General features: G+C 42.7%; 19 protein-coding genes and 1 pseudogene. 15 read left to right on the top strand and 5 right to left on the bottom strand.

The features are described 5' to 3' along the window. Positions 1-46: 46 nt before the first annotated feature. A complete protein-coding gene (locus EXU30_RS19030) occupies positions 47-1,249 on the bottom strand; it encodes an HD-GYP domain-containing protein (RefSeq protein ID WP_130602725.1) in 1,203 nt (400 codons plus the stop codon). Positions 1,250-1,455: 206 nt separating this feature from the next. Between EXU30_RS19030 and EXU30_RS19025 the strand changes: the two genes are divergently transcribed. The 9 genes from EXU30_RS19025 to EXU30_RS18985 all read left to right on the top strand — a co-directional run bounded on the left by EXU30_RS19025 (position 1,456) and on the right by EXU30_RS18985 (position 10,906). After that, positions 1,456-2,175: an SIMPL domain-containing protein gene (locus EXU30_RS19025; RefSeq protein ID WP_130602723.1), complete on the top strand. Its 720-nt coding sequence runs from the start codon at positions 1,456-1,458 to the stop codon at positions 2,173-2,175. Between the two features lie 68 nt (positions 2,176-2,243). Continuing rightward, positions 2,244-2,804: a phosphoglycerate mutase family protein gene (locus EXU30_RS19020; protein ID WP_130602721.1), complete on the top strand. Its 561-nt coding sequence runs from the start codon at positions 2,244-2,246 to the stop codon at positions 2,802-2,804. Between the two features lie 427 nt (positions 2,805-3,231). After that, positions 3,232-3,666, top strand: a complete 435-nt coding sequence (locus tag EXU30_RS19015; protein ID WP_130602719.1) for an acyl-CoA thioesterase — start codon at positions 3,232-3,234, stop codon at positions 3,664-3,666. Between the two features lie 429 nt (positions 3,667-4,095). Next, the gene (locus EXU30_RS19010; RefSeq protein WP_130602717.1) at positions 4,096-4,755 is read left to right on the top strand and encodes a response regulator transcription factor; all 660 of its coding nucleotides are present in this window, start codon (positions 4,096-4,098) and stop codon (positions 4,753-4,755) included. Next, positions 4,755-5,369: a DUF938 domain-containing protein gene (locus EXU30_RS19005; RefSeq protein WP_130602715.1), complete on the top strand. Its 615-nt coding sequence runs from the start codon at positions 4,755-4,757 to the stop codon at positions 5,367-5,369. Before EXU30_RS19010 ends, EXU30_RS19005 begins: the two co-directional genes overlap by 1 nt. A 10-nt stretch (positions 5,370-5,379) precedes the next feature. Next, positions 5,380-6,228 (top strand): D-hexose-6-phosphate mutarotase, encoded by an 849-nt coding sequence (locus EXU30_RS19000; RefSeq protein WP_130602713.1) that lies wholly within the window; start codon positions 5,380-5,382, stop codon positions 6,226-6,228. A 464-nt stretch (positions 6,229-6,692) separates the two neighbouring features. Further along, positions 6,693-9,779, top strand: a complete 3,087-nt coding sequence (locus tag EXU30_RS18995; protein ID WP_130602711.1) for an intermembrane phospholipid transport YdbH family protein — start codon at positions 6,693-6,695, stop codon at positions 9,777-9,779. Positions 9,780-9,797: 18 nt separating this feature from the next. Beyond that, positions 9,798-10,019, top strand: a complete 222-nt coding sequence (locus EXU30_RS18990) for a YnbE family lipoprotein (protein ID WP_130602709.1) — start codon at positions 9,798-9,800, stop codon at positions 10,017-10,019. 404 nt (positions 10,020-10,423) lie between these two features. After that, positions 10,424-10,906 carry a transporter substrate-binding domain-containing protein gene (locus tag EXU30_RS18985; RefSeq protein WP_165399054.1) on the top strand — a complete coding sequence of 161 codons (483 nt, stop codon included), beginning with the start codon at positions 10,424-10,426 and terminating at the stop codon, positions 10,904-10,906. A 136-nt stretch (positions 10,907-11,042) separates the two neighbouring features. Here EXU30_RS18985 and EXU30_RS18980 read toward each other — a convergent pair whose 3' ends face one another. From EXU30_RS18980 to EXU30_RS18970, 3 genes are all read right to left on the bottom strand, one after another. Continuing rightward, entirely contained in the window at positions 11,043-11,432 is a 390-nt protein-coding gene (locus tag EXU30_RS18980) for a hypothetical protein (protein ID WP_130602705.1), read from the bottom strand. A 40-nt stretch (positions 11,433-11,472) separates the two neighbouring features. Beyond that, the gene (locus EXU30_RS18975; protein WP_130602703.1) at positions 11,473-12,072 is read right to left on the bottom strand and encodes a GNAT family N-acetyltransferase; all 600 of its coding nucleotides are present in this window, start codon (positions 12,070-12,072) and stop codon (positions 11,473-11,475) included. A 243-nt stretch (positions 12,073-12,315) separates the two neighbouring features. After that, complete coding sequence (locus EXU30_RS18970; protein WP_130602701.1) at positions 12,316-12,657, bottom strand: Grx4 family monothiol glutaredoxin; 342 nt, start codon at positions 12,655-12,657, stop codon at positions 12,316-12,318. Positions 12,658-12,928: 271 nt separating this feature from the next. Between EXU30_RS18970 and sodB the strand changes: the two genes are divergently transcribed. From sodB to EXU30_RS18950, 4 genes are all read left to right on the top strand, one after another. After that, positions 12,929-13,513, top strand: a complete 585-nt coding sequence (gene sodB / locus EXU30_RS18965; RefSeq protein WP_130602699.1) for a superoxide dismutase [Fe] — start codon at positions 12,929-12,931, stop codon at positions 13,511-13,513. 396 nt (positions 13,514-13,909) lie between these two features. Then, the gene (locus EXU30_RS18960; protein WP_130602697.1) at positions 13,910-15,844 is read left to right on the top strand and encodes a PrkA family serine protein kinase; all 1,935 of its coding nucleotides are present in this window, start codon (positions 13,910-13,912) and stop codon (positions 15,842-15,844) included. Between the two features lie 45 nt (positions 15,845-15,889). Next, entirely contained in the window at positions 15,890-17,158 is a 1,269-nt protein-coding gene (locus EXU30_RS18955) for a YeaH/YhbH family protein (protein ID WP_130602695.1), read from the top strand. Between the two features lie 12 nt (positions 17,159-17,170). Beyond that, positions 17,171-18,733, top strand: coding sequence for a SpoVR family protein (locus EXU30_RS18950; protein ID WP_130602693.1), 1,563 nt, complete (start codon positions 17,171-17,173; stop codon positions 18,731-18,733). Positions 18,734-18,825: 92 nt separating this feature from the next. On the opposite strand, the gene fadR is transcribed toward EXU30_RS18950, so the two are convergent. Continuing rightward, positions 18,826-19,545 carry a fatty acid metabolism transcriptional regulator FadR gene (gene fadR, locus EXU30_RS18945; protein WP_130602691.1) on the bottom strand — a complete coding sequence of 240 codons (720 nt, stop codon included), beginning with the start codon at positions 19,543-19,545 and terminating at the stop codon, positions 18,826-18,828. Positions 19,546-20,284: 739 nt separating this feature from the next. On the opposite strand from fadR, the gene nhaB reads away from it, so the two are divergent. Further along, positions 20,285-21,880, top strand: coding sequence for a sodium/proton antiporter NhaB (nhaB, locus tag EXU30_RS18940; protein WP_130602689.1), 1,596 nt, complete (start codon positions 20,285-20,287; stop codon positions 21,878-21,880). 88 nt (positions 21,881-21,968) lie between these two features. After that, a pseudogene (dsbB, locus tag EXU30_RS18935) lies at positions 21,969-22,483 on the top strand (disulfide bond formation protein DsbB). Positions 22,484-22,496: the final 13 nt, after the last annotated feature.

The following is a 22,496-nucleotide window of genomic DNA, read 5'->3' as shown; positions in this document are numbered from 1 at the left end:
CTAGCACACTTTAGAGCTCCAAGTTAGTCATCTAATGACTAATACTCTAGTGATGCTGCCCTTTGTTTACTTGCTCAAATCGCTGCTCAACTTTTAAAAAGTGTTCAATCACTAATGGATCGAATTGCACCGACTTACCTTTAACCAATTGATAAACCGCTTCCTTATGGCTACTGGCACTCTTGTAATGCCGAGGAGACGTCATGGCATCGTAGGCATCGCATACACGTAAGACTCTTGCAGCAAAAGGAATATGAGCACCGTTAATACCGTCAGGGTAACCTGAGCCGTCCCAGTTTTCATGATGAGAGCGACTTAATTGCTTGGCTAGAGCCATAATCTCTGAACCTTGTCCATATGCCTGTAATTGTTTAATAAATTCACAACCTGTTATCGTATGAGCTTTTAGTTCCTCAAACTCATCAGCGTTAACTCGGCCAGCTTTCAACAAAAACTGTTGGTTTACATCAATATTCCCCACATCATGGAGCATACAGGCGCAACGCAAGTCTTCGACTATCTCATGAGTAAATTCATCAGGGCATTGTTTGGACTGCAAAATTTCCTTTGAGAGGATATCAATATATTGCTCTACACGAAGTACATGCCCATATAAAAATGGATCCTGATACTCAGCAGATTTTGCAAGCGCCAAACACAACAGCTTACTGGTCAAGGCTTGCTGCCCAAGTCTCTCTTCAACGCGCCTCAAAATGAATCCCGCCATCAGAGTACAAATAGCATTAGTCACCATAAAATTAATCATTACGACAACGTAAATAAAAATGTCATAGCCAACCGTTTCTGGCCATTTGGTATAGCCCAAGTGATACGCCATACCAACAATTGCCAATGAAAAACCATTGATATACAACGCGTTGGCTCCGGCATTTTTACCAAGGAGTAACACGGCAAGAATGGGGAAACAGAACAACCAAAATAACCCAGCACCCGAAGGGCCAATAACTACTGTAAAGCCAATACCGATGATATAACCAACACTACAACCAATTAAATACCTTTGCTTATCGGGTAACTTCGGAAGGTAGATAGCGAGCAAGAACATGCTATAAACCACGGTATCTAGCACCACCATGCTCCATAAACCAAGCACAACAGATAAATAGACACTGGTTAAATAAACGGGTATGCAAAGTACGGCGATAATACGAAACACACGGCTGAAAATCTGCCTACGCCAGTAGGCGACTGGACTTGAGCTATAAACTTGAGGAATTATTGCGTCCATAGATACATCCTTGTACAACAGCCATTAAATAGTAGGCAACTAATTTGGGGCAAATACTGTTAACTCAGCACTAAATAACTCTTTCAAAGAGGGTTGCTGACACAACACTTATCAAGCAAACACACTTCATAGTTATCAAAGCTAAATAATTATGGTCTAATCAATGATACCTTTTCTATCAACTTGATCATTATCGAGGGCGAAAAATGACTTCATCATCAAAGTCTAGCGCAACTATCTTTGGTTGCTTGTTTTTTGCAGCAATCGTCGCATTTGGTTACCAAATCCAACAAACAGCAATTAATTACAAGCTGCTTGATCGTACCGTTACTGTCAAAGGATTAGCAGAGCAAGAGTTTGCTGCTGATACTGTGATTTGGCCAATTCAATTCACGGCAGCAAGCAACGATCTCGACGCCATATACTTACAAATAGATAAGCAAAGTCAGCAAGTTAAGCAGTTTCTATTAGCTCAGGGGCTGCCAGAAGCAAGCGTGACTATTTCGCCACCATCGGTTAACGATAAACTTGCTCAGCAATATGGTAACGGCGGGCCAACTGAATTTCGTTATACGGCACTGCAAACCATCACCGTGTACACTCAGCAAATTGATGTCGCCCGTGCAGCGATCAGTCAACTTAGTCAGTTAGGTAAACAAGGTATTGTGTTTGCGCAAAATAATTACGACATGCGTATCGAATATATATTTAGCAAACTTAATGATGTGAAGCCGCAAATGGTAGAAGAGTCTACTAAGAACGCACGTATTGTCGCGCAAAAATTTGCCACCGACTCGGACAGCCAACTCGGAAAAATTAAACGTGCTCGACAAGGTCAATTTAGTATTAGCAACCGTGATAAAAACACGCCTCACATTAAACGTGTACGTGTGGTATCAACTGTTGAATATTATCTAGCTGACTAAGTAGCCAAATGAAGAAGTGAAGACTTGAGTATGCGAATAAATTAATGGCGACGTAAGTAAAAACATAAATGAACATCATGAAAATATGCTGCGCGGCTTTGACTGTGGCGATGACGCTTATCAATAGCCACGCCAACGCCGCCCTACCAATAAACGAGTTAACGCACGATGAGGCGACGACCACAGTTTATTTAGTTCGCCACGGTGAAAAACAACCTGGACGCGACCCGCTGCTTACTATAGCCGGCGAGAAAAGAGCACAGACTCTCGCCACGCTTTTTAAAGATGTAAAGCTCACCTCGGTATACAGCACAAACTACCAGCGCACCATTCATACCGCTACGCCTACGGCGCGATTACAGGGACTCGTCATTCAGCAATACAACCCTCGCGCCTTGCGCGAATTTGCAACGGAATTATCAGCTATGCCAGGAAAACACTTGGTTGTAGGTCACAGTAATACCACCCATGAGCTTGCAAAACTGCTTGGGGCAAAACCGGGTATGCCAATCGATGATAAAACCGAGTTCAACCGATTTTACGTGATTCATCTATCACCTCCTGCAATGCAACAACCTGAAAATGCACACTCGCCCACAATAGTAAGTAGCAAAATCCTGCGCTACTGATACCTAGGGCCTGTTGATCTTTGCTGATTAAAATTTGTTCGAATTAAAAGCACTTTAATCAAGACGCGAGCTATGCAGTTTAGTCGACTAAACAAGTGGCTCGCAACGCAGAACTCTTAGCTAAGAGCGTAAGTGCTTTTAAACGAACCGTTCCGGCAGCGCTTGTTGTCATTTCTACTTTGTTAACGACTTACTCATGTGGAATAACCACACATCAAAGTCGTTGCCTTGTATAAATTTCCAACAAGCAGCTACAAAAATAATCTTGAAAGATCAACAGGCCCAAGTTGCTTGAGTAAGGTAGATCCAGATAAAACAGCCGTGAAAAACAACTAAGAAGCATTTATAATCTGCGCTTTTTCTATCCATGCCCTGCGTCTGAGTACCTCAGACGTGTTGCAGTCGTTCATAACTCTAGGTTGTATTTATGTCTTCTCAAGCGCCAAGCGATCAGTCTTACTTAACACCAGAAATTCAACAGCGAATTGAGCAATCAGAAGCCCGCGTCATTAAGGCGATTTTTCCTTCAAACACCAATCATCATAACACCCTATTTGGCGGAGATGCGCTTGCATGGATGGACGAAACTGCGTTCATTGCTGCGACCCGGTTTTGTCGTAAGTCGTTGGTGACAGTGAGTTCGGACAAGATTGATTTTAAAAAGGCGATCCCCGCCGGTACGCTAGCAGAGCTGATTGCACGTGTGATCCATGTGGGGAATACCTCACTAAAAGTTGAAGTCAATATTTACGTAGAGGACATGTACACAGAGCACCGCGAGCATGCTATTCGCGGCGTATTCACCTTTGTGGCAGTCGACGAAAACCGTCAGCCGACTCAAGTTTGGCCAGTTAAACTCTAATTAAGGTTTACCACTATCTAAGTGAAGCTACGTCTAGGTAAAGCCCATTACCACTGTGCGAAGCGGCCAATAATGGGGAATGTCCGTGCATTGCGGACATTCTCTTTAAACCAAAGCATTTTTAAATCAGATCCGCGTTAAACCAAAGCTTCTTTGGATCACTGCCACTTCAACGCAAATCCTTTTCGAAGCTTAACGACCTAGAGTTACAGCCACATCTTGAACTTAGATTACCCTTATGGAAGAAACCTCAGATGCAGCAAAACTAAGCTATTGTGATTATTCTGCTTTTTCAGCATTAGACCTAAGTCTAATAACACTTCTATTTAGCTCATTTTTCAGCTTATATTCATTTTTAGTCATAGAATGTGCAACCACCATTTGCTACATTGAAGTTATCTTCACGAGCACGCAAAAAATAATAAGTCCATGAAGCTAGAAAATTTAAAGATAATAATTGCGGACGACCACCCGTTATTTAGAAACGCCCTACGCCAAGCGCTATCAGCCACTTTTACCAACACTCAGTGGGTCGAAGCTGATAGTGCAGACGCACTGCAACAGACTTTAGATCAATCAAGTGAATTTGATTTGATTTTACTCGACCTGCAAATGCCCGGCTCCCATGGTTACTCAACCCTGATTCATTTGCGTAGCCACTACCCAGAAATACCGGTTGTAGTGGTCTCGGCCCATGAAGACATCACCACAATTAGCCGCGCAATTCATTATGGCAGCAGTGGCTTTATTCCAAAATCAGCCTCAATGGAAACCCTAACGGATGCCTTGTCGGCCGTGTTATATGGTGACATTTGGTTACCAGAAAACACTAAGCTGGTTGAGATTGAAAACAACGACTCAGAAAAAGTCGCCTCTAAATTGTCAGAACTTACACCTCAGCAATATCGAGTGCTACAAATGTTTGCCGAAGGGTTACTCAACAAACAAATCGCTTATGATTTTGGCGTGTCAGAGGCAACGATTAAAGCTCATGCTACAGCTATTTTTAGAAAGTTGGGCGTTCGCAATCGCACCCAAGCGGTTATTGCTCTACAGCAATTAGAAATGGAAAAGGTTGACCTAAGCTAATGTTCAACGAGCTTCCTTTTTCACAGGCGTGCGAAAACAATAAACAACCCATACTCGAGCAATTAACCAAATGGCTAGTTAATGAACAGTGCGTATTGGAAATTGGCAGTGGCACAGGTCAGCACAGTGTTTACTTTAGTGAGCAGCTGCCACATATACGTTGGCAACCTAGCGATCAACCAATATACCTAGAGAATATCAAACGCCGCATTGAACTTGCGAAGCTCAATAACCTTCAATTTCCTGTAGCGCTCGATGTAACCAAACCCTGGCCAACATTGAATGAGCAAGTTCATAGCGTTTTTACTGCCAATACCTTGCATATCATGTCGAAAACCATGGTCGAAGCATTGTTTCGCGGATTAGGCACTTTGCTTGAACAAAGTGGCTGCCAGCTTATTATCTATGGGCCATTTAATTATCAGGGCAAGTACACTAGCGAATCTAACGCTAACTTTGATGCTTTGTTAGCCGAGCAAGACTCACAGCGCGGGATCCGCGATATCGAGTGGGTAACCCAGTTAGCATCTGCGCAAGGATTCAGTCTTGTGGACGATGTAACCATGCCTGCCAATAACAGACTATTACGATTCATACGCAAAACCAGCAAATAACGGAATACCAATGGGCTCAGTTACAACTAAAACTCACGTAAATGGACTTAAGTTCGTCGAAATCAATACTGATCTATGTTTTGCCACCATTTATCTTCAAGGTGCACAAATTGACCAATTTCAGCCCAAGGGTCAACAGCCCTTATTATGGGTGTCCAGTGCCGATGATTATCAGCCCGGCAACGGGATCCGCGGCGGTATACCGATTTGTTGGCCCTGGTTTGGTCAAAGCCAAGTTGAGGGATTCCCACAGCACGGATTTGCTCGCACGACAACGTGGGATTTAGTCTCAGTAAAAATGGTCAATCAAGTTGCTTTTGTCACCATGGAGCTAAACGTTAAACCTGAGCATCGAAACTTCTGGCCCCATGAAACCAAATTGCAGGTGGTGTTTGAACTTGGCAGCAAGCTCAAAGTGAGCTTAACCAATACCAACTTAACCGATTATCCAGTTAGCCTTACCCAAGCGCTGCATACCTACTTCCCTACAAGTGATATTCATAACACCTATGTAAGTGGCTTAGCTGAATCTCAATACATTGAGTTTGCTAAAGGGCCTTATGCTCAAAATGATGATCTGGTTGAGTTCACTCGCGAAACAGACAGGGTTTACACCAATCTAGGTGCAGCCCAAGTCATTACTACGCCAGAGGGGTGCATCGTAGTCGAGCGCGAAAACAGTCAATCGGCCGTGCTGTGGAATCCTTGGATAGATAAATCTCAGCGTCTCAGTCGCTTTAACGACAATGACTACTTGAGTATGTTGTGTCTTGAGGCGACCAACGTGTTAGAAGATCAAGTAACACTTGCCGCTGGCGCAAGCCATACATTGACCACCACCATATACTGGCAAACTTAACACTAGGGCCTGTTGCTCTTTGCTGATTAGACTTTGTTCGAATTAAAAGCACTTTAATCGCGACGCGAGCGATGACGTCTAGTCACCTAAACCTATCGATTTTAACAACAGGGCTCGCAACAAACTATCTCTTTGCTAAGGGCGTAGGTGCTTTTAAACGAACCTTTCAGGCAGCGCTTGTTGTCATTTCTACTGCGTTAACGACTTATCATGTGGAACAACCACACATCAAAGTCGTTGCCTTGTATAAATTTCCAACAAGCAGCTGCAAAAAATAATCTTGAAAGATCAACAGGCCCTGGCTTAAACGTTAATTTAAATGACGAAGAACTAGTAAAGCCTCATCCTTGATGAGGCTTAATTATTTAGCATTTATTTACTACCGATATAAATAACCATTAATGCCAGTAGCTTGGCGAACATGCTAAACTAACTCAAGAATTTAGGGACAAACTTGGCGCGTCATGTTTAGGCGATTATTTCTACTGTTTTCACTCATATTAGTCGCGCTATTGGCTGCTTACTTTTGGATACAGCAGCCTCTTCACGAGCCTCAATCCGGGTCAGTATCGGTTGATTACACGCCGCAGCAAACCTTATCGGTGAGAGTCATCAACCGTATTCTAGCACCCTACAATATCAGAGTGCTTAACTTAGACACTGAATCTATTAATCTAAATCAGCTGCATATTCCCAGACTCGTTTTACAGTTTCAGCATAACTATATTGCGGTTGAAGAGCTAAACATCAGGCTAAATCAGGGCTTAAGTATGTTGCTTAGCGCTTCATTTGAGCTTGATAAAATACAAAGTATCAGTGCTAAACGCATCTATGTGCACGTAAATGACCCAAGCATTAAACAAAAAGCTGAGCAGCAAAACGTCAGTGATGTAAGCAAGCAAAACACTGACTATGCATTTGATTTAACTCAGCTTGAAAAGCTTCCAGCGCTTAGTATCGATGAACTATCGCTCAACTTTGCCAAAATCTCTGACAGTCAACACAATCAACCGTTCAATATCGCCCTGACTAACTTGCATAGCGATGAGCATCAACTCGCTGCGACTGCCAGCATTAACCACCATCAACTTATATCGCTCACTGCTCGTCATAGCCTTAGCGATAGCGCGGGGAACAGACAAAATAGCATTAGCGCAAGTTACCACCTTGAAGTTTCTCAAACCATTGCAGCACTAGAACAGCTTCAGCGCTATTTATTGGATTACGCAAAAGCAAAGCTAGCCCAAGGATATGAAGTAAACCGAATATATGAATCGATACTTGAAGCACTTATCCCACTTCATCAAATGTCACAAATGCGAGCAAGCTTGCATGGAACATTGCAAGGGCAAGCCCTGCTCAATCCCCAAAGCGGTTTGGTGAACACTAAGCATACGCTTGATAATGCCAGTATTAGTTTTAACGATAATGTTTGGCTAAAGCCGCACACAAGCATGCAACTGATGTCCGAACATCAAATTAACATGCTGCGGCCTCTCGTTATTCAAGGGATCTCGCCAAAGCACAGCTTCAGCCTTGCCCCATTCGAGCTCGAACCCAATAATGAGCTGCTGATCGCCAATCAGGGCTTTTGGAAACTGCTCGCCCTGCCACATGAAGTTAAAACCTATCTTCATGCGACACTAAAACAGCTACCAGATGCTAAGTTTGCTGGTCACACTCCACTTAAATTTGAATTTAATCACGACACAGCAAACCTTTACCTTCAACAAGATAAAGCGTCATTGAGCTTATGTAATGATGACGAATCATTGCGCCTTGTCTTGAAGTCGCTAACCTTTAACTCACTAACCTCTAACTCACTAGCAATGAGCCAAGGTAACGAAACAGACATGTCTGCAAACTTCAGTCTAACTGGCTCGTTGAAGCGCCTAGCCCCTAATACTGACTCACACACCTACCCTTTAAGCGATTTACTAAGCCAAGCCCTGCAATCAAGTCATTTATCCATCAATCAACCAGAATTCAATATTGACGGCTCACTCAGACTTAATCACTCCCAAAATATAGAGTTAGCGCTTGACCCTGGTAGCGAAATCAAGCTTTCTGCGGCCACTTTTAACAGCGAAGTGTTAAGCGGGGTTATCGGTGCAACCAAGTTTACTGTGATAGACCCAGCTAGCTTAAGGTTTAAAGGGAGTCTGGCTGAAAGCGATATTGATTTTGGTAATTGGTTGCTAGATATCAATAGCTTAAGTATCGCCAGAGACACTAGCCTTAGTGAGATTAGCTACTACAAGGTCGACAACATTGCCCTCTCGCAAACGTCACCTAGAGCAGGCATCAAACTTGAAGAAGATCAAACCACATTGAGTAGCCAATTAAGTTGGCAGTTCACTGGTCTCGCCCTGGATAGAAAAGCGCGCTCAGGTAAAAATTATCGATTGATTGCATTAGATAAGTTATCCATCGCGCAAGGTATCAATTTGACTCGAGGGCTTTGGAGTACACACGAAAGCTGGCAACTCGGCGCGTTAAAACCACAATCTAAACACTGGGTAAATCTAAATAAAAACCCAACATTTGCTGGCCAGTGGCAGTTAGATAGCAGCGCTATAGACACAATCGACAGCTTGCGACTTAATACGCTAGCACAGCCTTACGAGCTTACTGGTGATTATGGAATTAAAGCAAACTTTGCCCTGACCCAATACCCTCATCAGAATAGTTTTGAGCTCAAACTACAACAACACGTAAATCAAGTCAGTGCTCTGGTCAGTGACAATCGTATTAACAATGGCCAACTACAACTGGACTGCCAATTTGATTGGGTATCGAGTACTCAAATGCAATCTAATACTCAGAGCCAGTTACACTGTCCGAAAGCTTTGCTTTCAGTAAAGCAGCTTCATTCAAGCCTCAAATTTGAAAACGTACAAATTGGCGCAGATATACTGCTTAATCGCGATAGCCAAACTGAACCCAATAATTGGCTGCAGCGATTAACCGGTCTTAGTCAGTCTGATGTGAAACTCTCGGCGAGGGGCAAGGTGCTCGATGGTCGTTTTATCATTCCGCAAGCCGTAATCAAGCTGCATGATGAGTCCAATGGCTATATCTTAGTTCAAGGCGTCAGTGCCGATGCATTGCTCAAACAACAGCCTATCAGTAATCTCAATATTTCCGGTATTTTTGACGGTGTATTGCCCGCTAAACTAGATAAAGGAAAGCTCACCATTAGTGGGGGTAATTTGGCAGCAAGACAACCGGGTGGTCTAATTGAGCTACAACAAAATGAGGCAATAACTGAGCTTGTTCGAACCCAGCCCCAATTAGAAACTGCCGTGCAAGCCCTTGCCCATTTGAACTATCATCACCTTGCTGGAACATTTGATATGCAAGACACAGGTGATGCGAAATTATCAGTTTCAGTGCAAGGCAAAGCCAAAAACTATAGCCGACCTGTGCATTTAAACTATCAACATCAAGAAAACCTGTACTCGCTTTACCAAAGCTTACAGATACCCTATTTACTTGAGCAGCAAATAGAAACTAATCTTACGTCCAGTGCTGCTAACATCGAGCGTTAAATTAAAAGGATCTTTTTAATGAGAAAGCATATAGCTCTGTATATCAGTATCACCGGCATGCTACTGGTGGCGTGTACGCCAACGGTGACCCTAGCACCACCTGAAGAGCCTATTGAAATAAACCTAAATGTGAAAATTGAGCATGAAATTGCGATTCAAGTCGATGAAAAAACAGCACCACTGATTGATAATGCGATCGAAACTGACAATGTAAATAGTGCGAAAAACAAAATTGAGTGATCAGGTTTAACTGTTACAATTACTCGTACAGTAAACTTAAGTTGTACGTAGCAATTGTACCTAACAGCTATTAAGTAAGAGTTAGCAACAAATACCAAATTAAATAATATTTAGGATCTAATCTTGAGAACAATGCTTAGCGCGCTTGTGTTAGTGGTACTTACCATGCCATTTTCAACAAGCGCTAAACCCATCATTAATGTTGGCGGCTATGAATTTTCGCCTTATGTTACCCAAGAAAATGATGGGCATTTTTCGGGATTAACCATAGATTTGATTGCCGCGCTTAATCAAGTACAAAATGAGGTAGAGTTTAACTTTGTACCAACTAGTATTGAGCAGCGCACCTCTGCGTACAGTATCAACCGCTTTGACTTAATGCTGTTTGAAAGTCCTCAATGGGGATGGCAAACGTTCCCCATGAGTTTATTCCCCTTAATGTTGATGACGGTGAAGTATTTATCGCACTTAAGTCTACAGCAAAGAGTCAACAATTCTTCAAATCAATCAAAAATAAAACCCTAAGTCTGGTTCGTGGCTATCATTACCAGTTTGCGGCATTAAACCCCAATGCCAGTGCACTAGAAAAAGACTTTCGAGTGCAATTTGTTAACTCGAACCACGCATCAATCGAAAGCATTTTGTTAAAGCGTGCACAGGTCGCTCCCGTTACATGGTCATACTTGCAACACTATTATTTAGAATTTCCGGACGCCAAGACTAAATTGCTTGTTTCAAATTTTCGTGATCAGCAATATCAGCACGGGGTAATTTTAAATCCACAGTCTAAGGTATCACGCCAGCAGCTTAGCAAGTGGCTTAAGCGTATAAAGCAAAAAGGCATGTTTGAGCGATTACTCAATGCTTACCAATTGACTAGTCGCTAGCGACAACTCTATTGTCAAACCACCCTGAATAACAACGGCACCATTGAATGGTGCCGTTCTTTATGTTTAACCCGCTATTCATTTGCTAATATAATCAACAGCTTGCACTGGAAAGATACTACGAGCGATATCAGCCTTACATGGTTGCCATGGTCCAGTAATCTAAACGCTGCTGTGGGTTATCAACTAAGCTCTTGCATGTATCTTTGTATTGTTTCATCAACACGCCTAAACTTGCGCCCGCCATCTTTTGCATATGCTGCTCTTTATGCGCTTCAACACCTTTAGACACGTCTTCTGGCGCCATGTAGTCGTTAGCTATCAAAACGGCTTTATCAGCAGATGACTGCAAACGGTCGGCTACGGCAGCCATTTGAGGCGCATCCATAGAAGAAATCACCTGAGAGCTAATATCATAGTAAGCGGCGCACTCTAACACCTCTTTAGTAAAGGCGTTTTCTGCCTCACTTGCCATTACAGGCAAAGCAGCACAAGCAAGTATCAATGCGGCTATCCGTGTTGTCATTGTTGTTCTCCTAATTGATTCTAAGCTATACAAAATTCTATTAGTTACCATGCTCGGCTAACTTTGATTTCAAGCTGGCTTCTACGGCTGGCCATTCGCTGTTTATGATCGAAAACACCACAGTGTCGCGCAACGTGCCGTCAGCTTGAATTCTATGATTGCGCAATATGCCATCTTGTTTTGCGCCAAGACGTGCAATTGCAGCTCGGGAAACCTTATTGTGCCAGTGGGTACGAAACTCGACAGCGATGCAGTCTAATGCCGTAAACGCATAATTTAGCAGCAGTAGCTTGGACTCCGTATTGACGGCTGTGCGCTGGAAACTTTTGGCATACCAGGTGTAACCAATTTCTAAACGTCGGTTAGCTTGATCCCAATTACAAATTCGTGTGCATCCGATAACGCTGCCTGAAACCTTATCCCGCACAGCAAAAGCCAATGCTTGACCAATCGATTCGGCCTCAAGCGCTTTTTCCACATAAGCTTTCATGCCGTCATTGTCAGGCACGTTGGTAAACCATAACTCCCACAATTGACCATCATTAGCAGCATTAATAAGTGCGGGCACGTGATCCAAACTAAGTGGCTCTAGAATCACATGTTCACCAGTGAGGCACAGACTTCTATCTACTTTTGACATGCTTTATCCCTAAAACTCGCTGATGTTAGCCCCAGCTTATGCTGCGCTAACAAGTACTCATACCTTTTAGCATACACAATATATATGTGAAATAAATCACATTTTTAGCTTGAAATAAAGTGAGTGTCGCTGTTTACCTAACCTGTCGAGTGTTGATATTGCACAAAAAAAGCCGGCGATATTGCCGGCTTTAATAAATGACCTAATGACAATTCAATAGGCTGTTTACGCTAAAGCGTTTTGTTATTCAGCTTCATCTTCAGTGCGGTACTTGTCAGCAGTTTCTTTAATTAACGGCTGCAGTTCACCTTTTTGGTACATTTCAGTCACGATGTCACAGCCACCGATCAACTCACCTTCAATCCACAGCTGTGGGAATGTTGGCCAGTTAGCATACTTAGGTAGCTCAGCACGAATATCAGGGTGTTGAAGAATATCAACAAAAGCAAACTGCTCACCACAGTTAATCATGACTTGTGCAACTTGAGACGAGAAACCACAGCTTGGCAGCTTAGGTGAGCCTTTCATATAAACAATGATTGGGTTTTCGCTGATTTGCTGCTTAATTTTATCTACAGTTTCCATTTTAATTCCTAACAACGGCTTTATGAAATTTAACGTATTGTACGATACCTTGATTAAGAACAAAAATCCCAAATTTTGTAGGGTTTTAGGTTAACTTTTAAACCATAGATTTAACCGATAACCCTTATCAAAAATATTCATTAAACAATGATTCACATCACATAAATATGGAGTACAATGTTTGGCGAGCAATGTTACCTATAACGAGATAGTAATATCCGTACTCTGGTAAAAACATAAAATACGATAACCTGAATCCATGGAGAGACTAATGGCTTTCGAATTACCAGCACTACCGTATGCTAAAGACGCACTAGAACCACATATCTCAGCAGAAACGCTAGATTTTCACCACGGTAAGCATCACAACACTTACGTTGTAAAACTAAACGGCCTAATTCCAGGTACCGAGTTCGAAGGTAAATCTCTGGAAGAGATCGTTAAAACCTCATCAGGCGGTATCTTTAACAATGCTGCTCAAATCTGGAACCACACATTCTACTGGCACTGCCTAGCACCAAACGCTGGCGGCGCGGCAACTGGTGCAGTAGCTGATGCTATCAACGCTGCATTTGGTTCGTTTGAAGAATTCAAAGCTAAGTTCACTGACTCAGCAATCAACAACTTTGGTTCTTCTTGGACTTGGTTAGTGAAAAAAGCTGACGGTTCTCTAGACATCGTTAACACTTCAAATGCGGCAACTCCGCTAACTGAAGACGGCGTTACTCCACTACTGACTGTGGATCTATGGGAACACGCTTACTACATTGACTACCGTAACGTTCGTCCTGAATACATGAACGGTTTCTGGGCACTAGTTAACTGGGAATTTGTTAACCAAAACTTCGCAGGTTAATATCTATACCCAACGCCGTTAAAGGAGCACCTAGTGCTCCTTTTTTATTGCTTTCGCCCCCTTCCTCAGTTCCTTCTATGTGTTGATTTTCCACACATCTTTTCAGTCATCAGTCTAATTCATTACAATTGCTATTGTTGCAATTGCTACTGTTTGTTGTTGTTTTTATTAATTAAATTTACTTAACTCTACTAGCAAGAAGCAAAATAACACCTACACTGGATATAGGTGGCAAGGTTTTTAGAACATGTAATTCACACCGAAACTATCTGATCAATCACAAAGACAAGGACGTACTGGGTAGTAATAAACCTTAGCCAAAAATTCAATTTTAAATTGATTGTCTAGCTCTACTTCAGAGCATCAAGTTGACAAAAATTTATTTAGGGGGCTGTAATGGGTATTTTCGAGCACTATCAACAACGTTACGAACAAAAGCTTGAAGAAGAGTATTCTTTAGAAGAGTTTTTGAACATTTGTCAGCAAGACAAAAGCGCTTATATGTCAGCTTCTGAACGCCTTCTTATGGCAATTGGTGAGCCTGAAGTCATCGACACATCCAAAGATCCAATCTTGAGCCGTATATTCTCGAATCGATTAATTTCCCGCTATCCAGCTTTTGAAGAATTTTATGGGATGGAAGAAGCAATCGAACAAATAGTGTCTTACTTGAAGCACTCGGCTCAAGGGCTGGAAGAGTCGAAGCAAATCCTTTATCTACTCGGTCCTGTTGGCGGCGGTAAATCTTCATTAGCCGAAAAGCTAAAAGCCTTGATGCAAAAAATCCCGATCTACGTGCTAAGTGCCAACGGCGTTAGAAGCCCAGTAAACGATCATCCGTTTGCGCTGTTTGATGCCGATGAAGATGGTAAGTTACTGTGCGATGAGTACGGTATTCCCCATCGATACCTTAAAACAATCATGTCGCCTTGGGCGGTAAAACGCCTGCACGAATTTGGTGGCGATATCAGTCAATTTAAGGTAGTAAAAATCTATCCTTCAGTACTGGATCAAACTGCAATTGCCAAGACAGAACCGGGCGATGAGAACAACCAGGATATTTCCTCACTCGTCGGTAAAGTGGATATCAGGCAGTTAGAACACTTCTCCCAAGACGATGCAGATGCTTATGCCTATTCTGGTGCACTTTGCCGCGCCAACCAAGGGGTAATGGAATTTGTTGAGATGTTTAAAGCGCCAATTAAGGTATTGCATCCACTACTTACCGCGACTCAAGAAGGTAACTACAACGGCACTGAAGGCTTATCGGCCTTACCTTACAACGGCATTATTTTAGCCCACTCAAACGAATCAGAATGGGCAAGTTTTAGAAACAACAAAAACAACGAGGCGTTTTTAGACCGTGTATACATAGTCAAAGTGCCTTATTGCCTACGGGTATCTGAAGAAATTGAAATCTACAACAAGCTACTGGCAAACTCCGAGCTTGCCAAAGCCCCCTGCACGCCAAGTACATTAGAAACCCTGGCGCAGTTTACTGTGCTCTCAAGATTAAAAGTGCCCGAGAACTCGTCAATCTTTTCTAAAATGCGGGTGTATAACGGCGAGAGCTTGAAAGACACCGACCCTAAGGCCAAGTCTTATCAAGAGTATCGTGATTACGCCGGTGTTGATGAAGGTATGCAAGGCCTATCAACGCGTTTCGCGTTTAAGATCTTATCAAAGGTCTTTAATTTTGATAATTCAGAAATCGCTGCCAACCCAGTACATTTATTCTATGTATTAGAGAAACAAATCGAGCAAGAGCAATTCCCAAGTGAAATAAGCGAGCGCTACCTTGAGTTCCTTAAAGGCTACCTCATTCCTAAGTATGTAGAATTTATTGGTAAAGAAATTCAAACCGCTTACCTGGAATCATACTCAGAGTACGGGCAAAACATTTTTGACCGCTATGTCACCTATGCTGATTTTTGGATTCAAGACCAAGAATATCGTGATCCTGAAACGGGTCAGCTGTTTGACCGCGCTGCACTTAACGGGGAGCTAGAGAAAATCGAGAAGCCCGCAGGCATAAGTAATCCAAAAGACTTCCGTAACGAAATAGTTAACTTCGTGCTACGTGCTCGCGCCAATAACGAAGGCAACAACCCAACCTGGACCAGTTACGAAAAACTGCGCACTGTGATTGAGAAGAAGATGTTCTCCAATACCGAAGACCTGTTGCCCGTTATCTCGTTCAACACTAAAACTTCCACCGAAGATCAACGTAAACACGATGACTTCGTTAATCGCATGATGGAGAAAGGCTATACCCAAAAGCAAGTTCGCCTGTTGTCAGAATGGTATTTACGCGTGCGTAAGTCCTCTTAATACAACTGAAGCAATCAACATGACTATCAGTTGTAGGAGGCAATTATGGCCAATTTTATTGACAGACGACTTAACGCCAAGGGCAAGAGTACCGTAAATCGCCAACGCTTTATTGAACGCCATAAAAAGCAAATCAAGAAAGCCGTTAGCGATGCGGTGACCAAGCGCGGCGTCACTGATATCGACAAGGGAGAGCAAATCACTATCCCGACCCGTGATATCAGTGAGCCAACGTTCCATCAAGGTAAAGGGGGCATTCGTGAGCGAGTGCACCCGGGTAACGATAAATTTAACCGCGGTGACCAAATTGAACGACCACAAGGCGGGGGCGGACAAGGCAGTGGTCAAGGTGATGCATCAAATACTGGTGAGGGCCAGGACGACTTTGTTTTTCAAATCTCTAATGATGAATACCTAGAGTTGCTATTTGAAGATCTTGAACTGCCCAACCTGCAAAAAACGCAGTTGAGTAAACTTGTTGAGTACCAAACCTACCGCGCTGGTTTTACTAACGATGGCGTACCAGCGAACATTAACATTGTTCGCTCACTACGCTCGTCATTAGCAAGACGCATCGCCATGACCGCCGGTAAAAAGAAGCAACTTGCCCAACTCAAACAACAGTTGCAAGAGTTGCTTGAAACACCCGGCGGCAATGCCGATACCATCAAACGCCTTGAAGATGAAATCGCTTTGCTGAAAAAGCAAATTGATAAAGTGCCGTTTATCGACACCTTTGACCTTAGGTTTAATAACTATGCCAAGCGCGAAGTACCAACCAGCCAGGCAGTTATGTTCTGCTTGATGGATGTTTCCGGTTCAATGGATCAAGCTACAAAAGAAATTGCTAAGCGCTTTTATATCTTGTTATACCTGTTTCTGACTCGCACTTATAAAAACCTGGAAGTGGTGTTTATTCGCCACCATACCCAAGCCAAAGAAGTCGATGAGCATGAGTTTTTCTACTCGCAAGAAACTGGCGGCACTATTGTATCAAGCGCACTTAAGCTAATGCATGAAATCCAGCAAAAACGTTACCCAGAAAGTCAGTGGAACATCTATGCAGCGCAAGCTTCAGACGGTGACAATTGGTCAGATGATTCGCCTCACTGTAAAGAGTTGCTAGAAAAACATATTCTGCCAACCGTGCGCTATTACAGTTACATCGAAATCACTAAACGCCCGCATCAGACACTTTGGGCTGCATATCAGTCATTACAGGAGCAATTTAACAACATCGCCGTACAGCATATCCGTGAGGCCGATGACATTTATCCCGTATTTAAAGCGCTATTTAAAAAGCAAACCGCATAAAGGAGGCCAACAATGACAACAGACAAAACCGCCTCACCTCACTGTCAGCTAAGCGATGGACCCGACTGGACATTTGATTTACTCGAAGATTACATGTCGGAAATTGAACGTGTCGCCGACCACTACGGATTAGATTATTACCCTAATCAAATCGAAGTGATCACCGCTGAGCAAATGATTGATGCTTATGCCGGCATAGGCATGCCTATTGGGTATACCCACTGGTCATTTGGTAAGCGATTTATTGAAACCGAGCAAGGTTACAAGCGTGGCCAAATGGGGCTTGCGTACGAGATTGTGATCAACTCAGATCCTTGTATTGCTTACTTAATGGAAGAAAACAGCATTACCATGCAAGCATTGGTGATGGCACATGCCAGTTTCGGACACAATAGTTTCTTTAAAAACAACTATCTATTTAAAACCTGGACAGATGCAAGCTCTATCATTGATTACCTGGTGTTTGCTAAAAACTACATTCATCAGTGCGAGTTAAAATATGGCGTGGAAGCGGTCGAGCTAACATTGGATTCATGCCATGCTTTGATGAATTATGGCGTCGACAGATATAAACGCCCGAGTGAGATTTCTTTTAAAGAAGAAAAACATCGTCAAAAAGAGCGTGAAGCATATTTACAAAGTCAGGTGAATGATTTGTGGCGCACTGTCCCCAAAAGTGATATCCAAACAAAACAGGAAACCGATAAGCCATTCCCAGAAGAGCCACAAGAAAACATCTTGTACTTTATTGAGAAACACTCACCGTTGCTCGCCCCCTGGCAAAGAGAGATAGTGCGCATCGTCCGAAAAATGGCGCAATATTTTTACCCACAAAAACAAACTCAGGTAATGAATGAAGGTTGGGCAACCTTTTGGCACTACACCATTTTGAACCACCTTTATGATGACGGAAAAGTCACCGATAGGTTCATGCTTGAGTTTCTGCAAAACCATACTGCCGTCGTTGCTCAGCCACCATACAATAGCCAATACTATAGTGGCATTAATCCATATGCGCTTGGGTTTAACATGTTTGTCGACATTCGTAGGATTTGCGAAAACCCAACCGAGGAAGATAAATACTGGTTTCCGGACTTAGCAGGCAGCGATTGGGTTAAGTCACTACACTTTGCGATGGAAAACTTTAAAGACGAGAGCTTTATTAGTCAGTACTTGTCGCCCAAAGTTATTCGCGACTTTAAACTATTTGGAGTTGTTGACGATGACGTGAAAAATCACCTCACTGTATCAGCAATCCATGATGAGCAAGGCTATCAAGATATTCGAGAAAAACTCTCGCAACAATATAACTTGTCAAACCTTGAACCCAATATTCAGGTGACGAAGGTTGAAGTCAATGGCGATAGATCTTTAACCTTGCAATACACGCCCCATAACCGAATACAGCTTGCAGATAGCAAGGAAGAAGTACTAAAGCACTTACATCGCCTATGGGGGTTTAAAGTGACGCTTGAGCAAGTGAGTGATACAGGGCACGCAAGCATCATCGCCACATGCCCGAAAGATCCAGAGCCAACTGAAACGCCCTCGCCTGCCACGTCAGTGATTATCTAGTTATCGACTTCAAAACAAGCTATTAGGAATCACATCGACAAAAAAAGCCAATCATCATTTGATTGGCTTTTCTTTTAGACTGACAACAGACCCTAGTTATTATCTAGCGCAATGTCTGCTGGCATATCATCACGCAGCTTTTGCCATACTGCGCCACTTGCTATAGCGTTTTCGCGCATCAAGGCTGGCACGTCTTGGTAATTACCGTCTTTGGCTAATTCTGCTAAGTCTTCATAGAACTTAAATGCAAGATCGCGTGCTTCCTGATTTTCAAAGTAGTAACCACCAACACGGCTATATAGGCCTTTAAAACCATTAAGGATAAGCACATATAGTGGGTTACCAGATGCAAATGCTAACGTGTGGTGCAATTTGTAGTCAAAATCTGCATAGGCTCCAGCTTCTGCGGGTAGATCTTTGATTGTCTCTAAAACCTCAACCACTTTTTCTGGGTTATAGCGAAATGCCGCTCTAAAATAGATTTGACTGACATTGGCACGAGCTGACATCAACTGATCAACCAGCGTAGGGAAACCATCAGGATTTAGATCTGCAATGGTTTCAAGAATATTAAGTCCAGATGTTTCCCAGAAGTTATTTACCTGAGTCGGCTTACCGTGTTGGATTTTCAACCAGCCATCACGAGCAAGACGCTGTAGTACTTCACGCAATGTTGTTCGGGTGACACCAATTAGCTCTGACAACTCGCGTTCTGCCGGTAAAATAGACCCTGGCGGGAATTTATTTTCCCAAATTGAGCGCACAATATATTTCTCAGCAAAGCTTGCGGGCCCTTTGGCATTGATAATCATCAGTCTAAAACATCCTATGGCGACAAAATTGCACTGATCATACCAGACAACAAGAAAATAAAAACCTTTGATTGATAAGCCTGGTCAAATTCTTAATCCGAAAGATAGTAAGTTTCAAATGGATGCTAATTTGACTTTGTGAACGAGTGACACAATTGCCTAAACGCTACTACTTTATGAACTTCGCGCCTATAGCTTATGAAGTGAAATATATAATGATGTATTCAGTGACCTAGATACCATTGAATCACCAACAAAGCACTTTTCTACACTCTACCGTTTATCGTTCAAATCCAATGATTATCCGCTAAAAGCCTGCGACTTTGGTAAAGGGGAATGACGGCGTAAAATTTGCGCTAAATCACACCGAAATATTTACAATCAACAGCCTGCTCACAATCCATTTCAGCGACAAGACCTAACGCATAAAAATTCACCGAACAATATGATTTTTAGTTAAAAGTATAACCTAGCCCTCGTTTTGTAATATTACAATTAAGATTAATTTAAGCTAAACTACCCCGAATTTTAAACATACATGCCAAGGTGTTAGCAGCCCATGCAGTCTGGGTTAGCGCGTTGCACCGCGACGCCGCTGGATAATATTGAATAACCTACATGTTAAGTAAAGTTAGTTTGCTGACTGAACAGACAGTTCAATATTTAACCTCTGCTCAACGGATTGTATCCACATTTGAGTATGTGAAGTACCAACAACACTATAAATTGGAGAGGCACTATGCCTGCAACCACAGGTCAAGCGTTCTTTAATAACTTTTTGGGAAATTCACCAAAATGGTATAAATACGCAATTTTAGCTTTTTTAGTAATTAACCCTATTCTGTTTTTTTTGGTTAGCCCGTTTGTTGCTGGCTGGGTATTAGTTATCGAGTTTATCTTTACCCTAGCAATGGCTCTTAAGTGCTATCCACTGCAACCTGGTGGTTTGCTCGCCATTCAAGCCGTTTTTATCGGCATGACCTCTCCTTCACAAGTACTTCATGAAATTGAAGCTAACCTAGAAGTTCTCCTGCTACTTATCTTTATGGTCGCCGGTATTTACTTTATGAAGCAGTTACTGCTTTTTGTATTTACCAAAATGATAACCAAGGTGCGTTCAAAGATTGTTGTATCGCTGATGTTTTGTGTTGCTTCAGCATTCTTATCTGCTTTCCTTGACGCATTAACTGTAATCGCAGTAATCATTGCTGTTGCGGTTGGTTTCTACTCGATTTACCACAAGGTCGCATCAGGTAAAGACTTCAGCTGCAACAAATCTCACGACCATACTTCAGAACAATCTGGTCAGCTAAACGATCAAGAGCTCGAAGATTTTCGTGCATTCTTACGTAACTTACTTATGCACGCTGGCGTTGGTACCGCACTAGGTGGTGTTTGTACTATGGTCGGCGAGCCGCAAAACTTAATTATTGCAGCTCAAGCACACTGGAACTTTGCAGAGTTCTTTATTCGTATGTCCCCTGTAACCATGCCAGTATTTGTTGCGGGTGTGGCAACATGTTTCATGGTTGAGAAATTCAAGCTATTTAGTTACGGCGCACAACTACCAGAACGTGTCCACACAATCTTAAGTGACTACGCAGAATACGAAGACACTAACCGTACTAAAGCAGATAAAATGAAGCTTATCGTACAAGCGTGTGTTGGCGTGTGGCTTATTATTGGTCTTGCTTTCCACTTGGCATCTGTTGGTCTAATCGGTCTTTCAGTTATCATTCTGGCAACTGCATTTAATGGTGTCACTGATGAGCATGCACTAGGTAAAGCATTTGAAGAAGCGCTGCCATTCACCGCGCTGCTAGCCGTATTCTTTGCCGTTGTTGGTGTGATTATCGACCAGCGTTTGTTTGCGCCTGTAATTGAATGGGCTCTGCACTTTGAAGGCAACATGCAGCTGGTAATTTTCTTTATCGCAAACGGCCTGTTATCTATGGTAAGTGATAACGTATTCGTGGGTACGGTATACATTAACGAAGTAAAAGCTGCGTTAGTGAATGCGCAAATCACCCGTGATCAGTTTGACTTACTTGCAGTAGCGATTAACACTGGTACTAACCTACCGTCTGTAGCAACACCAAATGGCCAAGCTGCATTCCTGTTCTTGTTAACATCTGCACTTGCTCCACTTATCCGCCTATCATACGGCCGTATGGTGTGGATGGCGTTGCCGTACACCATCGTATTGTCGATTGTCGGTATCATGACTATTCAGTCAGGTTTCTTAACCGACATGACTGAAGTGCTATACAACATGCACTGGATTGAGCATCACAGCGCTAAAGAAATCACTGAAGCTGTAGGCGGCCATCACTAGGATTGCCCTTAACATTCAGGATTGACTTATATATACTTCCAACACCCTCTGTTTGAGGGTGTTTTTTTATATTTAAAGGAAGGTAGTTTTGGGTTTTCTCACACGCTTTAGTCAGTCTCGCCAATCATGGACAATACTGTTTATATCAGGCCTAGCATTAGAGTTAGCAGCGGCATTTTTTCAATATGTGATGCACTTAGACCCATGTGTCATGTGTATTTATATCCGCGTGGCTGTGCTTGGGATCATGGCTGCAGGTCTAATAGGTATGATTGCACCCAAAGTGTGGTTGGTTAGGTTGGTTGGGCTAGTGACTTGGGCAGTATCTGCAGCCTGGGGCTTAAACTTGCAAATGAACTAAACGAAATGCAAGTCAACCCGAACCCATTTTCTACCTGCTCGTTTTTTGCCGAGTTTCCTGACTTCATGCCATTAGATAAATGGATGCCATTTTTCTTCGAACCTCGCGGCATGTGTAGCGACATCCCTTGGTCATTTATGGGCGTGACCATGACCCAGTGGATGATGTTAGGTTTTTTGGTTTATCTACTTACTTTGGTTCTAATGCTGATACCTGCGCTTAAACCAGCGGCTAAAAGCTAGACTCAATATCCAT

The organism is Shewanella maritima, from assembly GCF_004295345.1.
GTDB lineage: Bacteria > Pseudomonadota > Gammaproteobacteria > Enterobacterales > Shewanellaceae > Shewanella > Shewanella maritima.
This window is presented reverse-complemented; position numbering and strand designations above follow the sequence as displayed.

Coding starts and splice junctions, on each gene's coding strand:
- EXU30_RS19030 (WP_130602725.1), bottom strand. CDS start 1,249: ATGGACGCAATAATTCCTCAAGTTTATAGCTCAAGTCCAGTCGCCTAC.
- EXU30_RS19025 (WP_130602723.1), top strand. CDS start 1,456: ATGACTTCATCATCAAAGTCTAGCGCAACTATCTTTGGTTGCTTGTTT.
- EXU30_RS19020 (WP_130602721.1), top strand. CDS start 2,244: ATGAACATCATGAAAATATGCTGCGCGGCTTTGACTGTGGCGATGACG.
- EXU30_RS19015 (WP_130602719.1), top strand. CDS start 3,232: ATGTCTTCTCAAGCGCCAAGCGATCAGTCTTACTTAACACCAGAAATT.
- EXU30_RS19010 (WP_130602717.1), top strand. CDS start 4,096: ATGAAGCTAGAAAATTTAAAGATAATAATTGCGGACGACCACCCGTTA.
- EXU30_RS19005 (WP_130602715.1), top strand. CDS start 4,755: ATGTTCAACGAGCTTCCTTTTTCACAGGCGTGCGAAAACAATAAACAA.
- EXU30_RS19000 (WP_130602713.1), top strand. CDS start 5,380: ATGGGCTCAGTTACAACTAAAACTCACGTAAATGGACTTAAGTTCGTC.
- EXU30_RS18995 (WP_130602711.1), top strand. CDS start 6,693: ATGTTTAGGCGATTATTTCTACTGTTTTCACTCATATTAGTCGCGCTA.
- EXU30_RS18990 (WP_130602709.1), top strand. CDS start 9,798: ATGAGAAAGCATATAGCTCTGTATATCAGTATCACCGGCATGCTACTG.
- EXU30_RS18985 (WP_165399054.1), top strand. CDS start 10,424: ATGGCAAACGTTCCCCATGAGTTTATTCCCCTTAATGTTGATGACGGT.
- EXU30_RS18980 (WP_130602705.1), bottom strand. CDS start 11,432: ATGACAACACGGATAGCCGCATTGATACTTGCTTGTGCTGCTTTGCCT.
- EXU30_RS18975 (WP_130602703.1), bottom strand. CDS start 12,072: ATGTCAAAAGTAGATAGAAGTCTGTGCCTCACTGGTGAACATGTGATT.
- EXU30_RS18970 (WP_130602701.1), bottom strand. CDS start 12,657: ATGGAAACTGTAGATAAAATTAAGCAGCAAATCAGCGAAAACCCAATC.
- sodB (WP_130602699.1), top strand. CDS start 12,929: ATGGCTTTCGAATTACCAGCACTACCGTATGCTAAAGACGCACTAGAA.
- EXU30_RS18960 (WP_130602697.1), top strand. CDS start 13,910: ATGGGTATTTTCGAGCACTATCAACAACGTTACGAACAAAAGCTTGAA.
- EXU30_RS18955 (WP_130602695.1), top strand. CDS start 15,890: ATGGCCAATTTTATTGACAGACGACTTAACGCCAAGGGCAAGAGTACC.
- EXU30_RS18950 (WP_130602693.1), top strand. CDS start 17,171: ATGACAACAGACAAAACCGCCTCACCTCACTGTCAGCTAAGCGATGGA.
- fadR (WP_130602691.1), bottom strand. CDS start 19,545: ATGATTATCAATGCCAAAGGGCCCGCAAGCTTTGCTGAGAAATATATT.
- nhaB (WP_130602689.1), top strand. CDS start 20,285: ATGCCTGCAACCACAGGTCAAGCGTTCTTTAATAACTTTTTGGGAAAT.